Consider the following 17,174-nt stretch of genomic DNA (forward strand, 5'->3'; position numbering starts at 1 on the left):
ACCGATAACTGGTTGTATATTAACAACTTCATCAACTAAGGAGTGAAATGTGAATGCTTTATTAAAAGGTGTAGCGGCAATAACCTTAGGCTTAACCACCGCAATCGCCTTTGCTGCCCCAAGCCATCTGACGACCGATAACCAAACGAATTATCAATCCAATGCGTTCATCAATGGCACTGTACAATCCCCCTACCCCACACCTAAAAAGACTAAAAAGAGTCTGTTGTGGTCTTTGGTTCAACTCGCTTGTGCCCCTTATGTCGATAGCCAAAAGCAATGCGGCGCTTTAATCAAAATGGGTACCGACACCTCAAACCCGGTTGAAGTGGGTTGGCTTAAAATGAACATGAGCACCGGTGATATCACGCCGAAAAAGCTCAGCGCCAATGGCTTTACCATTACCGTGATTAATGCGGGCGAAGTCATCATTACCGAAGACAAAAACTGAGTGGTTTAAAAGCAAAAAAAAGCCACGCAATGCGTGGCTTTTTATTTCCGCCGAGTTATTTTCCGGCTGGAACAGGAGCAGGTTGATCAATCATCCAGACCAGCTGCGCGCCCAGGAGATCGGCACGGGCTTTACCTGTGGCATTGACGTTGAAGGTGCTGCCAGGACCGGCTGTGACTGTTTTGTTAATGAGCACATCATCAGCAAACAGATGGGTATAGCCCACATCCACACCCAGGTTAGGACGCCATTGATAATGAGCACCCACAGACAAGGCCCAACGATCCGCATCCGGTAAACGAATGGTACGGAATGCATCTTGCGTTGGTGTCTCGTCATAACCACCACCCACACGAATCATAAAGACATCATTGACATGGTAGTTTGCACCGACTGCAAAACGCCAGGCATTGTCGTAATTCTCAGTGGACGTGGAGTTGACCAGTACTTGTCTTTCCAGTGCCAGAGAGAAGGCTGCGACGTTATTCAATTGAATGTTTCTTACAGTATGCCATCCAGTGTAAACCACAGACGCCAGTAAATCGACTTTATCATTCAGATGATGGAAGCCTGACAGAGTAACCACATCGGGCAGCTCAATCGGATTACTGAACAGAATGTCGCTGGTGAAGGAGGCATTATGGTTATCCAGAGCCGGGCCAGAAGCCAGACGTCCGGTCAATGTACTGTAGCCATGGAATTCATGATGCATGACGGATTGGTAGTTCAAACCAATGCGCGTGTTGTTGTCATTGAACATGGCCAACGCACCGACGTGGAAACCAGTACCAAATGAATCCCCCTTGTTGTAGGAATAAGAATCAAACAACATGGGATTTGCACCGATAAACTGCAGGAAAGCCGGTGCACCGATAATGCTGTTGAATTTCACGCGGGCGTATTGCAGGTCAACCCCGGCCCCTAAAGCAAAATGTTCAGTGATTCTGCCGCCGATTTGTGGAGAAATATTAGTAGTAATCAACTCCGTAAATGTGGCCGCATAACGCGTGGGGTAAAACGTGCTCCAGTCTGTAGCCAGACCATAGGGCGACGTGACGCTGACGCCAAAAGTGGCGTTTTCGCCTAAGGGCAGCGCATAGTGGAAAGAAGGAACGAACGCGTCAACTTCTCCCTTAATGTCGCTGAATGATTGTCTGTAAGTGGATGTCAATCCGGGGGCAATCACCGTAGCAAACGCTGTATTACCGCTTAACTTGGCACCGGGAAATACACCAACGCCACCAAAAACAGCCTGTTGATCGCGAATCAACACAAGCCCCGCAGGGTTATACCAGCCAATCGATGCATCGTAACCTTCGGCAGCGATACCTGCGGCGAAGTTACCTGTTGCCGCTGCGCTGCTTTCTGTGTACAGCGAAAAGCCCGCAGCATGAGCTCCGGTAGCCATTGCACTGAGAATGGCAGCACTAAGAATCGATTTCATGGGTTTTTGCATACCTTTCACTACACACTCCTTACTTTTTTAAATGCACCCAAATGTTATAAATCAAGATGATGATAAATGAATTAAACGGCTTTTCAAATGAAATTAGAGAAAATTTTATCAATAGAATCAGATAGTAGCCATTCAAAGCCCACTGTGGACACCTTATATACAGATTGATAATTTGGCATCATCAATCGTTCGCCGTTCCCTTGTATTCGACGTCCAGTCCATGTTAACGTGTTCTTTTTTTGTTCGGGTATTTTATGCAACAGCTCATCACCAAATTTGGCGGTACCAGCGTCTCATCCCGGCAAACCTGGGACAATATCGCAAAAATTACCAGGCATCACATTGACCAGGGTGCTCAGCCGGTCATTGTCTGCTCTGCCATGACGCAAATATCCAACAAGCTGGAACAGGCCACCCACGCCGCGTTGCTGAATCAACACCAGACCATCTACAGCGATATCTGTAACAGCCATTATGAGCTGGCCAACGCGCTGGGAGTTCCGAATGAACTGTTGGCCGGCGAACTCACGCAGCTGGAACAATTATTGACAGGCGTCGCCCTGCTCAGAGAAGCACCGGCAAAAACCAGGGCGCAGATCATGAGTCTTGGCGAAATCATGATGACGCGCCTGGGTCATGCCTTTCTTAACAACAGGGGCATTCGATGCCATTGGTTTGATGTGAAGGAAGCGCTGGTCTCCACACCGATTGCGGGGAGCGATTCCATCAATTTCCTCGCTGCACGCTGCGACAGCCTCCCGAACCCGGCGCTTAGCCAGCGGCTGCGTGATACGGGTGCAGAAGCCATCATTACCCAAGGCTTTTTTGCAGCCAATGAACAGGGCGATACTGTCCTGCTAGGACGTGGCGGCTCCGACACCTCCGCCGCCCTTCTGGCTGCCATTCTCGAAGCGAGCCTGTGTGAAATCTGGACGGATGTGCCCGGCATTTACACCGCCAATCCTCACCAGTTGCCTCATGCCCGCCTGCTGAAACAGTTAAACTACGACGAAGCGCAGGAAATTGCCTCCATGGGCGCCAAGGTATTGCATCCCAATTGCCTGCCTCCGGTACGCAAAGCCGGTATTCCCATGGTGGTGAAGTACACCCGCATGCCCGAACATTCCGGTACGCGCATTTCCAAGGAGAGCGATGACAATGCGCCGCCCATTAAAGCCATTGAAGTTAAGCACAGCATTATCCTCATCTCCATCGACACCCTGAACATGTGGCAGCAGGTAGGTTTCTTGGCCGATGTATTTACCGCCTTTAAAAAACACGGCTTTTCGGTGGATTTACTGTCCTCCTCTGAATTCAACGTCACCCTGTCTTTAGACAGCAATGCCAAACTGCAGGATCGCCGCACACTCGATGCCTTGATCAATGACTTGAACTGTTTTGGCCGTGCCCGTCTCATCGAACCCTGCAGCGCTGTCAGTCTCGTCGGTCATCACATCCGCACGGTATTGCCGCAGTTAGGCCCGACACTTGAGGTCTTTGAAGCCAAACAAATTTACCTGATGTCCTTAGCCTCCAATGATTTAAATTTAACTTTTGTAGTGGACGAGTCACAGGCTGAAAAATTGCGCCAGAAGCTGCATAATCTGCTGATTGAAAGCAACCCGCAGAGCTTTTATTATTCCAAAAGCTGGCATGAGGAATTCGGCGAGCCTTCCCTTCGCCCTGCCCCCTGGTGGGAAACCGAGCGCGAGCAATTACTGCAAATCGCCCAGACCGATTCCCCCTGCTATGTCTATCATCGTCCGACCTTGGCTTCACGCGCTGATGAATTAGCGAGCATGCAATCCATTGACATGCTCTTTTATGCCATGAAGGCCAACCCGCATCCCGATGTACTGCGGACTTTTTACGACAAAGGATTGGGCTTTGAATGCGTATCGATTAACGAACTTCAGTGTTTAATGGCCTTGTTTCCTGAAATAGACCCCAAACGGATTCTATTTACTCCCAATTTCGCCCCTCGCTTCGAATACGAGTTTGCCTTTAAGCTTCGTTGCCATATTACAGTAGATAGCCTTTACCCCCTGCAAAACTGGCCTGAACTGTTTAAGAAACAATCGGTTATTCTACGCATTGACCCAGGCAGCGGCGCCGGTCATCATAAATTCGTCTCGACCGCCGGCAACGAATCCAAATTCGGTATTCCACAAAGCGATCTCTCAGCCGCAGTGGAATTGGTTAAAACGCATCAAATCAAGGTGGTGGGTCTGCATTCCCATTCCGGCAGCGGCATTTTAACCACCGAACTCTGGCAGACCACTGCCCTGATGCTGACGGAATTAATCAGTCAATTCCCGGATGTGCAAATCATTAACTTAGGCGGCGGCATCGGCATTGCCGAAAAACCGGGACAACAGCCCTTTGACCTTGCAGCCCTCGATTCCTCGTTACAGGCCGTTAAATCCCGCTTTAACCATTTGTCTTTCTGGCTTGAGCCGGGACGCTTTTTAGTCGCTGACAGCGGCGCCATTCTGGCTAAAGTGACGCAATGCAAGGAAAAAGGCAAAGTGCGTTTTATCGGCATTGAAACCGGGATGAATTCTCTGGTGCGGCCTGCTCTGTATGGCGCCTACCATGAGATTGTCAATTTAAGCCGTCTTCATGAGGAAAAAACAGGGTTTGCCCATGTGGTGGGTCCAATTTGCGAATCGAGTGATACGCTGGGTTATGATCGTCCTTTTCCACACACCGAAGAAAATGACATTTTACTTATCGCCAATACCGGCGCCTATGGCCATTGCATGAGTTCCAATTACAATCTGCGCCCTGCCGCCCGTGAAATCATGGTGGGTTAAAGCCCATGCTTAAAGACGGTCAACAACGCAGTCTGGCGATTGATCCCACACAGTCCTTTATTGTCCAGGCCCCGGCGGGGTCTGGCAAAACGGAGATTTTGACGCAGCGTTTTCTGCGACTGCTGAGCACAGTGAATGCACCGGAACAGATTATCGCACTTACCTTCACCCGCAAGGCCGCCAGCGAAATGCGCGAGCGCATTCTCAGGGCGATTCAGCAGGTCGCTGACAACATTCCCCCCCAATCACCTCATCAACAGCAGACGTTTGCACTGGCAGGTGCGGCGTTGCATCACGATGAGACGCTTGGCTGGCAACTCTTAAAACACCCGCAGCGTTTGCGCATCATGACCATTGATGCCCTGTGCCAGAGTATAACGCAGGCCATCCCACTGCCCGAAAAGCAATTTCCCTATGCCACGATCACGGAGCAGCCGCAGCGTTATTATGAACTGGCCGCACGTGCCTGCACAGAACAGGCCCTGGCGGATGACTCGCTCACCCCATGCCTTACGATACTATTGCAGCACCTCGATAACCGTCAGGATCGCCTGTATGAGCTGTTAAGCGGCCTGCTCGAAAAGCGTGATCAATGGCTTGAGATTCTCTTCAGCGCCAAAACTCAGGATCGGGCTGTGTATGAACAAGGCTTAGCCTTGATCGAAGCCCATGCCCTGCAGCGATTAATCCGAAGTATTCCTTCTGAGCTGGCAGATGAATTATGCCGTCTCTGTCAACAATTAGCCCAGGCGGAAAACAATCCACACTCCCCCCGCTACCCGCTTCACGATTGGTATTGCTTTGAGCAAATGGATAGCTATCAAGCCGTGGCGCTGGCTGGGGTTTTGCTAAAATCGGACAATCAGTTACGCCAGGGATTTGATCACCACGTTGGTCTGCAAAAAAGCACCGTCAATGCCACGCTTTACCGTGAACTTAAAGAACGAAGCAAAGCCTTGCTTGAGACCCTGCAGGAGTTTCCTGATTTTGGCGAGGCTTTGGTGCGAGTCGCGAGTCTTCCGCCGCCGCATTATGATGCGGAGCAATGGGAGGTGCTTCAGGCCTTGATGACCCTGTTGCCGCTTTTAGCCGCTCACCTGCAGTTGCTTTTTAAGGAAGCCAATGCCTGTGATTTTACCGCCATTACCGAACAGAGCCTGTTGGCCTTGGGCGATGAAGACAATCCCACGGACTTGACCCTGCATCTGGACAATGCAATCCACCACCTGCTGGTGGATGAATTCCAGGATACCTCCATTCAACAATACAGGCTGCTTGAAAAACTGACGCAGGGGTGGCAAGCGGATGAGGGTAAAACCCTGTTTTTGGTCGGCGACCCCATGCAATCCATTTACCGTTTCAGACAGGCAGAGGTCGGATTGTTCATTAAAGCCAAACATCAGGGCATTGGAGCAATCAAGCTGACTCCGCTGGAATTAAGCTGCAATTTCCGCTCGTCAGCTACCCTTGTCAACTGGGTGAATACCCGTTTTCAATCCATTTTCCCAGCCCTGGATGACATGGAATCCGGTGCGGTGTCCTTTCATCCGTCAACGTCTGTCCATGCCGCGGGGGAAGACAGCACCATCACCGCCTGGCAATGCGCTAACCGCGAACAGGAAGCAAACACGCTGCTGCAATTGATTGAACACGAACGTTCAGTCTATCCCGACTCAGACATCGCCATTCTGGTACGTTCCCGCAGCCAGTTAAAAGAAATTGTAAGCCTGCTCTCCCGCAAAAACATCCCCTTTCAAGGCGTGGAGATTCAACAATTAACAGCCTTACCCCATATTCAGGATATTGCCTCGCTGACCAAGGCCCTGCTCTGCCCTGCCGATCGCATCGCCTGGTTAGCCCTGTTGCGAAGTCCCTGGTGCGGCTTACCCTTAGCCGACTTGTATCATCTGGCTAACCATGACCGCAAAAAATCAATTTACTACGCCTTGCAGCATCTTCATGAATTACCGCAACTCAGCGAGGAAGGACTGCTGCGCGCCCGCTTCGTTGGTCAGGTACTGACGGACGCGCTGGAAAACCGCCACCAGCAGTCATTGGTCGACTGGATTCGCGCAACCGCAAAACGCCTGCATGCCAAGCACCTCCTGAATGACAGTCAAAGAAAGGATCTTGAACAGTTCTGGTGTCTACTGGAGAGTCACAGTGAACAGGGGCAACTTGTGGACATGGGCCGCTTTAAAACGGCGATGAATCAATTATACTCCGAGCAGGCGAGTCCCTCGCGCCTGCAAATCATGACTATCCACAAATCCAAAGGATTGGAGTTCGACAGCGTCATTCTTCCCGGCCTTGGCAGTAAAGCGGTTAATTCCGATCAGCCTTTGCTGCGGTGGCTCACGCTGCCAAGCGAACCGGAGAACCTGGTTCTTCTCTCGCCTTTGCGTGCCGCTTATAAAAAAGAATGCCGTCTCTATAATTACCTGGCTTACCTCGATTCGGAAAAAGACGACTACGAATTGCAACGCCTGTTATACGTGGCCGCTACCCGCGCTAAAAAACGCCTGCATTTGCTGGACAATCAGGAAAACGACAGCCGCAAATCCACGTTCAGGGCCTTGCTTAAGGCACAACCATTCAATGTTCAGGAGGACGAATCTCCCCGTGAGCGAGTCGTTAAACCGCCGCCAGTTCTTACGCGTTTACCCCGCCATTATTACGAGCAGGCGGCTGTGGAAGAAAAAAAGGAGCGAAATGAAATTCAATTTCCTGAAACCAGTTCTCATGCACGGCAAATCGGCATTGCCGCACATGAGCTGCTGCAATGGATCTGTACTGTCCATCCACAAACCATGGACGAATTGCCTTGGGTGTACATCGAAAACCAGCTGTTGCTGTCGGGACTAACCAACGTGCAATGCCAGGACGCTCTGAACCGGCTTCGGCAACAGATTCGTCTGGTCTTTGAACAAGACACCATCGCCCACTGGATTTGCCAAGCCCATACCGGGGAAAAAAACGAATACGAACTCCTTGCCAAAGAACAGGGCCGCATCCGAACCTACATTCTCGACCGGACCTTTATCGCGGAGGGTTGTCGCTGGATTATTGATTTTAAGACAGGCGGTGATGACGATCTGGCCCGTGAGGCACACCGTAAACAGGTTAACACGTATGCCTCGCTGCTCCTGCAGGAGGAAAAACGGCCGATTCGTTGCGGCGTTTACTATCTGGCCAGCGGCCACTGGCTCAACTGGGATTTTCAACCGCAGCCCCTGCCTGCCTGATCGGCTCCTGAACAGTAAGCCGCCACGGATGTGAAAGACGCCGTTGCGACCACTGATAGATTAGTCCGCCAACGGCCAATCCACCCACGAGCAAACCAACAAGCCAAAGCTCGTATGGCAGGATCTGTTGGGCGTTCATCTCCGAGGGCGGTATAAAACCAAAGGCAAAGGCCATCAGGCAACTCAAACTGCCTACCCCGATAACCACAGGCATCACCCAGGGTTTTCGACCGACACGAAAAGGCCGAGGGTGATGCTTATGGCAGTGCCTTAAACGCAACGCCGTCATGAAAATAACAACATAATACAGCAGAGCACATTGTGCCGCAGCGGCGGAAAACAACCAGAATGCACTATTGACAGAGGGAAGAAAAACAAAAGCAAAAGACAACAGGCTGAACAACACCCCCTGCAGGATCAGTAAACGAATGGGCATGTTTTCGCGGTTTGCCTTTTGCAAAAAAGGCGGAAGCGCCCCATCCTGAGCGGCCAACAGCAAACAACGGGAACTGGCTAAAAACCAGGTAAAGAAAATACCAAAACTGCCTAAAGCAACCGCCAGAATGACGACCGGCTTAAGCCAGGTCAAATTAAACGCTGTCAAAAAAGCGGTAAAGGCATCGATGACGCCGGAGATCAAACTAATCTTCTTCGCAGGCACCACCATGGCGATGGCGAGTGACGCTGGGATAACCGTCGCCAGAATAATTCCCGCGGAAATCAGCAGCGCGCGCGGAAAATTGGTTTGCGGCTCGCGCACATCGCCGGCATGCGCTGCAATAATCTCCATCCCCATCAAGCTGTACAGCAGAGTAATGTACAGACGGAGTTTATCGGATAGCGCAAGAGAGCCGCCGCTAAAAGACAGCCCGTCGATCTCGGACGGATGGCCACTCGCCACCCAGCCAATGGCTAAGGCGATAAAAAACAGCATGGGAATAATCACACCAATGACAGCGCTTAGGGTACTTAAGCGGCTTGATACCGTTAAGCCCTTACTGACCACCAGAATCGCCCCCCAGTGCAGCAACTGGATGGAGACAAAAATATACACGGCATTAACCGCCAGTTCGGCAGAAACAAGATAAGCCAGCGTCGCGCTGATAAACGACAGAATGGCCGGATACCACGTCATGGCCATTAACCATTGCATCCAGACGATGAGAAAGGCAGCGCCTTTGCCGAACGCCTCTCTTACCCAGACATACATTCCGCCGGTCGCAGGCCAGGCGGTGGCCAATTCAGCAGTAACCAGCGCTGATGGAATAAAAAAAGTAAGGGTGGCGAGCAGGTAGAAAATAATCAATTCAGAACCGTATTGCGCATTGGTCGGCAGGTTTTTCAAACTGTCAATGGCCACCACTGTCATCATGACCAGTTTAAAGAGACTCAAATTAGCCTTTGGCTGACTCATTTTCATACTCACTGTAACGAATGGATACAACGAAACTGTATTTTCAGGCAGCTTGCCTGTGCGCACCGGATTTCGCCACTCGATGAAGAGGTATCCATAGTTCACTACAATCCGCCTGCCGTCAAGCCGCATTTTTCCGCCTTGACGTTTGCGAATAGCGAAAGGTAAGTTATTATCCCCGTTTTAATCGGTTATTGTTCATTATGAATATTCACGACACGGTCATTACTACACTCGCATCCTTAATTGATCCTTTTTCCGGGCAGAGCCTGGAACAACTCGGCTTTGCAGTCGATATTGTCCCTGAGCAGTCCAAATTAAGCATTGTACTGACTGCCGGCTTTCCAACGTTGCCCCTTCAAGATGCCCTGCTGTTAAAAATCAATCAGGAGCTGAGCCGGGTTTTTCCCGATACCGTGATTGAGACACATCTTGATTTTTTTATACGCGCACACCGCACCCAATTACCCGGACGCGGATTACGCGGCGTCAAAAACACCATCGCCATTGCATCCGGTAAAGGAGGGGTAGGTAAATCCACCGTGGCAGTGAATCTCGCTGCTGCTCTGGCCCGCACCGGTGCCCGTGTGGGTATCCTCGATGCGGACATTTACGGCCCAAGCATTCCTATGATGCTGGGTGGACACCGCGACGTCGCCATCAAGGACGAACGCTACGTCCCCGTCAGCGCGCACGGTCTTCAGGCCATGTCCATCGGTTACCTGACTGACAGCGAGGAAGCATTAATCTGGCGAGGCCCTATGCTTGCCAAATCCCTGCTGCAGATGCTGGATATCACCGCCTGGGATGAACTGGATTATCTCTTCATTGATTTACCGCCAGGCACTGGCGATATTCAGTTAAGTCTGGTTCAGAAAATTCCCCTCACTGCAGCCATCGTGGTCACCACGCCGCAAACCATTGCGACACTGGATGCGCAAAAAGCGATAAAAATGTTTGAAAAAACTGCCATTGACGTGTTGGGCCTGGTGGAAAACATGTCCCTGCACCGTTGCAGTGCCTGCGGCCATCAGGAAGCCATTTTTGGCGAGGGTGGCGCACAGGAATTAAGCGAAAAATTCAATATCCCCTTGCTAGGTCAACTGCCTTTAAGCAGCGAGATCCGACACCTTGCCGATACGGGCTCACCTATCGCTCTGCAAGTCAGCGAAACGGGGCAATTATTCACTAAAACCGCCATGCAAGCCGCTATCGCCCTGGCAAAAAAACCGCTCAATTATGCCGACAAATTCCCCCCCATTGTGGTTGAGTAAATTTCCCCTTCAAAAAGGGGAACCCTAAGTGCGTGCCGCAAGAGCATGGATAAAAAAGGCAACCTGGCCGACGGGGGAAGCAAGTGTGCCCCAAAATTCCCTTTTTTATGGTAAAATAGCCAGTTAATGAACCCTGCAAGTGATGGACAATGACTGAAAATTACACAGCCGAAGCGATTGAAGTTTTAAGCGGTCTTGAACCGGTACAACGCCGCCCCGGTATGTACACGGATACTTCTCGTCCCAATCATCTGGCTCAGGAAGTCATCGATAACAGTGTCGATGAAGTCATTGCCGGCCATGCCACGTCCATTATCGTTACCCTTTTTGAAGACGGCTCCATCCAGGTTGAAGACAATGGCCGCGGCATGCCTGTGGATTTACATCCGCAACTCGGCTTAAGCGGGGTAGAGGTTATCATGACCCGGCTGCATGCGGGCGGTAAATTTTCTGATAAGAATTACAGCTTTTCCGGTGGTTTGCACGGGGTGGGCGTCTCCGTAGTCAATGCCCTTTCGGAACGGGTCGAAGTCACCATTAAACGCAATGGCATTGTCTATTACATGACCTTTGCCAATGGCGACAAGCAGCAGGAACTCAATGAAATCGGTACCACTAAAAAACGGGACACTGGCACCATCATTCGTTTCTGGCCTAATGCCAACTATTTCGACACCACGCGCATTTCAGTCAAGCAGTTGATGCACGTCCTGCGTGCCAAGGCGGTTCTGTGCTCCGGGCTGTCGATGACCTTTATTAATCAGGCCACCAAGGAAGAAACGCACTGGTGTTATGAAAAAGGCCTTACCGATTATTTAACCCAGGCCCTGCCGGCTGAGTATTTCCCCGAAGAGCCTTTCACCGGCGAATTTTGCAGCGACGAAGGCACTGTGGATTGGGCCTTGGCCTGGTGTCTCGATACAGCCTCTGCCAGCCTGAGTGAAAGTTACGTTAATTTAATTCCCACAGCCCAGGGCGGTACGCATGTCAATGGCCTTCGTTCCGGCCTCTTTGATGCCATGGCTGCCTTTTGCGAACTACGCAATCTGTTACCCCGGGGCGTTAAGCTTACAGCCGATGACTTATGGGAACCCTGCCAGTATGTTTTGTCCATCAAAATGAAAGAACCGCAATTTGCCGGACAAACCAAGGAACGTTTAAGTTCCCGTCAAACCGCCGCCTTTGTCAGCAACGTGGTCCGCGACGCCTTTGCCCTCTGGCTCAACCAGCATCGCAGCCAGGGTGAGCAAATTGCTGCCTTAGCCATTGAGCGCGCCCATAAACGCTTGAAGCAAGCCAAACAAGTGGCACGCAAACGCGTCAGTCAGGGCCCTGCCCTGCCCGGGAAACTGGCGGATTGCCTGCAGCAGGATTTAAGCCAGGCGGAATTGTTTTTGGTCGAGGGGGATTCCGCCGGCGGCTCTGCCAAGCAGGCGCGCAACAAGGATTATCAGGCAATTCTGCCCCTGCGCGGCAAGATTCTCAACTCCTGGGAAGTGGAATCCAGTCAGGTCCTGGCTTCTCAGGAAATTCACGATATTTCCGTCGCCATTGGCGTGGATCCCGGCTCCGATGATTTAACCGGCCTTCGTTATGGCAAAATCTGCATTCTAGCCGATGCCGATTCCGACGGCGCCCACATCGCCACCTTAATCTGCGCCCTTTTCCTGCGTCATTTTAAGCCGCTGGTGGAAGCCGGGCATGTCTATGTCGCCATGCCGCCGCTCTACCGTATTGATCAGGGAAAAACCGTGCACTATGCCCTGGATGATGAAGAAAAAGAAAAAATCCTGGCCCATTTGGGTAAAAACAACAAAGGCAAACCCAATGTTCAGCGTTTTAAAGGCTTGGGCGAAATGAACCCCATGCAGCTTCGTGAAACCACCATGGATCCTGACACGCGCCGTCTGGTGCAATTAACCCTGGAAGACGAAGAAGCCACCATGTCCTTGATGGACATGATGCTGGCAAAAAAACGCGCCGCCGACCGCAAAACCTGGCTTGAAACCAAGGGCAATCTGGCGGAGGTTTAACCGGGGCCCAGGCTGGAACTTATGTTCCAGTCCAGTGCGAATTGGTTTAAGGCATTGTTAGAATCAGCCAAATTGACGCATTTGACAGGCTTGTAGAGGTACCGTCTTTCAACGCCAGATTCACACTGCATTCAAGCATCAGCTAAACTTAACATAACCACATACCTATCCCTGGATAACAAGGAAAACAATGGACACGCTTTTTGGCTGGGAAGGCCTGCTGGATTATGGACTTTATCTTCGCGCGGTGATTATCACCCTTTATGCCATCCTGCTGTTCCGCACCACCTCTTCACGTCTGTACGGGCAGCACTCTGCGCTGGATTTTATTATTTTTATTATCCTTGGCGCTATTCTTGGCGAAGCCATTGTCAATAATATTCCCATGCTCGCCTCCATGATTGCCTGTGCCTTAATTGTCGTCATCAATCGCTTTTTAGCTTTTCTCACCTACAGAAACCACCGCATCGGCAAATACATCAAGGGTGAAAAAATCTGCCTCATTAAAAACGGCCGCTTTGTCCAAAAAAACTTGCGCTGCTGCCGCATCACGCGTAACGACATTGAACAGGCCCTGCGTCTGCAGCATGGCACCCAGAAGCTCAATCAAATCAAAGAAGCCATTTTAGAACGCGGCGGGCAAATTTCATTCATTCTGAAACATTCGCCCAAGGCCTCATTGTAAACCAGGACATTAATTAAGGATGATGTCATTCATTAAGAGAATCCAGGGGCATGACTTGCCGCTTCCGATTCATCGTTCTCTTCATCCGCTGAAAAAATCACATCAGCGAATTCGTCCGCCTCATTGTCTGTTTCCTTTGAATCGCTGTTATTTTCAAAAGCACGTGGTTTGAAAGCATCACTGTTTAATAATTCCATCATTTTACTCATCAGGGATGTGCATTCATTAAGGGAGTTTTGTATATCCTTGATAAAAGTCAAAGGCAACGACTCGTCAAAAACAGACAAGGATTTTGCGAACGGATTTGATTTACTGAGTTCCCTGATTTCATCCGACAACTGCTTGCATCGGGCTTGGTCTTTTCTGGCGGCTTTTGTCGGAATCTGGGTTTTTTTAAGCTGCTCAGTTAAAAGCAAGGCTTCATCCTTTTTCTTGATAATCGATAACGTATTCTTAAGCAGGGAAATGACTTCCATCCTAAATGCCTCATAATTTAACTGACTTAAATCCACCTCATTCATTAATTGTTTAAACCCCTCTTCCCATTGAGAAGCCTGATGTAGACTGGCAGTTAATTGATTCGGTTTTAAGCGCTTTAGAAGAAGCTGGGCAGCCAAATCCAATTGCGCCAGCAAGGAGGTTATGCCTGGGTCTTTTTGAAGCTTAATGATCATTTCATTCTTATACAACGTTTCAAACGCCGATTCATTCGTACGGAGTTTTTTCAAACTCGGCGTTAATTTCATGCTTTGCAACAGTTGGATGTCCTTGGTAAATTTCTCAATAGCACCATGGATTAGCATTTTTTCGGTGCTGTCTGCCTTACCGCCCTTCACATAGTTTTCCAACAGGCTAACCATGGATTTTAAAAAGACCAGTGAGTCGATCGTCTTGTCCCGGTTAGCAAGCAACGATTGCTTAAGCGGATGCGCGTTGCCAATTAAAACAGGCAGGATAACGGGCTTGCCCTGTTCATCCACCTCGAGCAGCGATTGGCCGTTTTGAATCAGGCGTGAAAAACAACCGCTCATGTTTTTACGACTGCTTAAAGCGATGCAGGCCTGCATCGCGGACGAAAAGGTTTGTTTACCGACAGTGATGGTCTGATGACTGACATCCATATCGGCATGAGACACCACAAAATCCAGAAGCGCTTCTTTTTCCAATTGCAGAGCCAGCGCCAGGTAAACGGGCGTTAAGCGGTGGTAAAAAGAGGGCATGTCGTTGGCTAAATCCAACTGCCCGCCGATGACTAACCGTTTAAAGAGTACGTCGCCTTTTGCAAAGACCTTCATCCTTATCTCTTCTAATGCCCTTAAGCAGGTCCAGTCAACCTGAGCACCATGAATGAGAGTGAACTCAGCAATAAGCTGCAATAAGGCCTCTATTTTTTTAACTTGTTGGGGTATTGCGTCATTGTCATTCCATGCTCGCCAGTGATCCTGGATTGTGGCAAAATCGTTCAAATAGCTTACAGAAGGCACCTGCTCAACCTTGCCCGAGGCATTGTGACTCTCTGGCGGCAGAAACATGCCGTGATCCTCTAGCGAATCGGTCGCTTCATCCACTTCCACCTCGGGGGACTCTGATTTCATTGTTTGCGAAGACGGCTTTTTCGGTTCCTTCAATGCTTTTCTCATGGCATCAAGGAAACGATGTTCTTTCGACAGAGCTTTGCTTGTGACCAACAACAGCAACTGGGTCGATAATTCAAAGGCCGCATCAATAAGGGATTGCGTTTCTTTTGCCTTCATCTGATCATTAAATAAGACTTTCTCCAGCTCGACCATGTGGCTGTCGTATTTTTCACGTAATGCGTTAATGCGCTCATGCTGTTGCTTTTTTAAACCGTTAATGATCGGATTGGTCCATTGCATGGCCAAGGCTGTGAATGATTTTTCCTGTGAAGCGCAATTAACGGTTTCACCGCCAGTATCTGGTAAATACTTTTCCAGAGTCGGATTCCTTGTTAATTGATTATTGCCATCAAAATGAACATGCAAGCAATACTTCACGCCCTTTTCGTCATCAAAATAAGCCGTGTAATGGTATTGGCTCAGATTGGGGTTGTCCTTGCTTTGATTGGCATACACGCTAACGTGATGATCCGTGAGTAACAGAAATCCCTGATCGCGAGCAACTCTGATTTTCTCTGTCGCGGGCAAGGAAAGAAGATAATAATCTGTGCTGTTACTGTTCTTTTTTAATACAAATTCTTTCCCGGCATCAGGATTGCTTTGTTTCAGGTAGGTTATAAAATTAAACAAGGTATTTTTGGGCATTTTGGTTTTTAAAATTAGAAAATTTGACCAAATATACCCAAAAAAAACCTTGATGGAAATATTTAACTCATTTTGTTTTTTAATAAAAATCCGTCAATCAGGGATGAATCGATGACTCAGGCGACTTGTTGTCTTCCTGCAGGGCATGCAACCGCTCCTTCAATGAAGCAAAGCGTTCACGGAAAGCCTGACGGCTCTTGCCCAGTTCCATGGGTTTGAAGGCCGAAAAGAGAGCCTCAATTCGTCTGATGATCGGATTGGAATGCGACAGTCTTGCCAGTGCCGTTTCCGTGGCTGTAACATGATTGGCCATAAATCGTTGTTGATCCGTTTTCAATTCGTAATTATCAACCAGTTCTTTTTGCGCAATCCGCAGTGTTTCAATGTTTTTCTGATCCCCTTTGGATAATTTTTTCCCGGCTTTTTGCTGAATGCGATCGATCTCTTCGGTATAGTAATTATGCAGTATATGAACATTATTTTTGAATTTATCGTTAACCAAAGGCTCAGTGTGGGCTTGCTGCAGGGTTGTTGTTACCCGATCCATCTCCTGGCGGTTAAATGCCTGCAACTGGTCTGCCAAAATCGCTTTCTGTTTTCTTACTTCATCGTAATTATAGGAAGCAAGGGCCTTCTTAATCGCCTTAAACGTAGCAGATAATGTTTCATCACTGACAATTTTTTCCGCACTACTGAGGATTTCCTGCAATTTTTTATCATAAAAGCCCTGATTGAAGGTCCCCTTGTTTTTAGTCACGCGTTCAGGATCCAAATCCTTCAATGCATTCACGACGTTATCAAGGTAGGTCAGCTCCTTCACCACGGCAATGGGATTGCCCTTGGCAATTTCCTGCTTAAGATCACTCAGCAACGTATCCGGCGGGACACCGCCAGGGTAATTATATGCTTTATCTGACAGGGCTTCGTCTTTGATGTAGGCAAGGTAATCATAGCCGGCGAATACTTTGGCCGTGCTGTCATTGAATTGGGCGCCAAGTTGAAAATTTTCCCGCTTATCCGCTTCTTCATTTAATAGCTCGCCTTCCAGGCGATAAGCAACGCCTATGTCCCTTCCTTTTAAGGTTTGCAGTATGGGTAAGGCTTTCTTTTTATAATCAAAATCACCTTCAGCCGCATTCAATACCCAGGAGCCATCGGTCCTGGCATTTGCATCGATTAGCAGATGGGCTTTCAACACGTGCACTAAAACAACCTCCTGGTTTTCAAAACGCGAAAACAAACCGTCCATTTTCTCTTTAACCTGGTTGAGTTTTTTTTCATACACCGCTTTCTGACTATCGCGTTGTGGCAAGGCAAAAAAATCATTTTCTATTTTTTTCCTTTCCAGTTGCAGAGTAAAGTATTGCCGCAGCAAAGGATGGGTTGTTGGAGCAGCAAGAAGTGCGCGCAAAGCGTGTTCATGCCTGGATTCAGACGCCAATTGTTCCAGTAAGCTGAATCGCTCCAGATCAGCCTCTTGTGCCAATGCCATAACTTTCTCCATTGTTCTCAATAATT

Annotated in this window: 10 protein-coding genes; 6 read left to right on the top strand and 4 right to left on the bottom strand. The window is 49.3% G+C overall.

The annotated features are described in order from the left end of the window. Nucleotides 1-49: 49 nt before the first annotated feature. On the top strand, nt 50-451 hold the full coding sequence (locus GH742_RS10980) for a hypothetical protein (RefSeq protein WP_203455002.1): 402 nt from the start codon (nt 50-52) through the stop codon (nt 449-451). 55 nt (nt 452-506) lie between these two features. Here the strand turns inward: GH742_RS10980 and GH742_RS10985 are convergent, their stop codons facing one another. Further along, complete coding sequence (locus tag GH742_RS10985; RefSeq protein ID WP_203455003.1) at nt 507-1,916, bottom strand: OmpP1/FadL family transporter; 1,410 nt, start codon at nt 1,914-1,916, stop codon at nt 507-509. Nucleotides 1,917-2,161: 245 nt separating this feature from the next. On the opposite strand from GH742_RS10985, the gene GH742_RS10990 reads away from it, so the two are divergent. Further along, complete coding sequence (locus GH742_RS10990; protein ID WP_203455004.1) at nt 2,162-4,723, top strand: bifunctional aspartate kinase/diaminopimelate decarboxylase; 2,562 nt, start codon at nt 2,162-2,164, stop codon at nt 4,721-4,723. Between the two features lie 5 nt (nt 4,724-4,728). Further along, complete coding sequence (locus GH742_RS10995) at nt 4,729-7,968, top strand: exodeoxyribonuclease V subunit beta (protein WP_203455005.1); 3,240 nt, start codon at nt 4,729-4,731, stop codon at nt 7,966-7,968. Here the strand turns inward: GH742_RS10995 and GH742_RS11000 are convergent. After that, complete coding sequence (locus tag GH742_RS11000; RefSeq protein WP_203455006.1) at nt 7,931-9,382, bottom strand: amino acid permease; 1,452 nt, start codon at nt 9,380-9,382, stop codon at nt 7,931-7,933. The genes GH742_RS10995 and GH742_RS11000 overlap by 38 nt on opposite strands. A gap of 203 nt (nt 9,383-9,585) precedes the next feature. Between GH742_RS11000 and apbC the strand changes: the two genes are divergently transcribed. From apbC to GH742_RS11015, 3 genes are all read left to right on the top strand, one after another. After that, complete coding sequence (gene apbC, locus GH742_RS11005; protein ID WP_203455007.1) at nt 9,586-10,656, top strand: iron-sulfur cluster carrier protein ApbC; 1,071 nt, start codon at nt 9,586-9,588, stop codon at nt 10,654-10,656. 149 nt (nt 10,657-10,805) lie between these two features. Beyond that, on the top strand, nt 10,806-12,689 hold the full coding sequence (parE, locus tag GH742_RS11010; RefSeq protein WP_203455008.1) for a DNA topoisomerase IV subunit B: 1,884 nt from the start codon (nt 10,806-10,808) through the stop codon (nt 12,687-12,689). A 190-nt stretch (nt 12,690-12,879) separates the two neighbouring features. After that, nucleotides 12,880-13,374 carry a DUF421 domain-containing protein gene (locus tag GH742_RS11015; RefSeq protein ID WP_203455009.1) on the top strand — a complete coding sequence of 165 codons (495 nt, stop codon included), beginning with the start codon at nt 12,880-12,882 and terminating at the stop codon, nt 13,372-13,374. A gap of 32 nt (nt 13,375-13,406) precedes the next feature. On the opposite strand, the gene GH742_RS11020 is transcribed toward GH742_RS11015, so the two are convergent. Both GH742_RS11020 and GH742_RS11025 read right to left on the bottom strand, forming a co-directional pair. Beyond that, a complete protein-coding gene (locus GH742_RS11020; protein WP_203455010.1) occupies nt 13,407-15,656 on the bottom strand; it encodes a hypothetical protein in 2,250 nt (749 codons plus the stop codon). Between the two features lie 97 nt (nt 15,657-15,753). Next, on the bottom strand, nt 15,754-17,148 hold the full coding sequence (locus GH742_RS11025; protein ID WP_203455011.1) for a hypothetical protein: 1,395 nt from the start codon (nt 17,146-17,148) through the stop codon (nt 15,754-15,756). Nucleotides 17,149-17,174: the final 26 nt, after the last annotated feature.

This window comes from Legionella sp. MW5194, assembly GCF_016864235.1.
GTDB lineage: Bacteria > Pseudomonadota > Gammaproteobacteria > Legionellales > Legionellaceae > Legionella_C.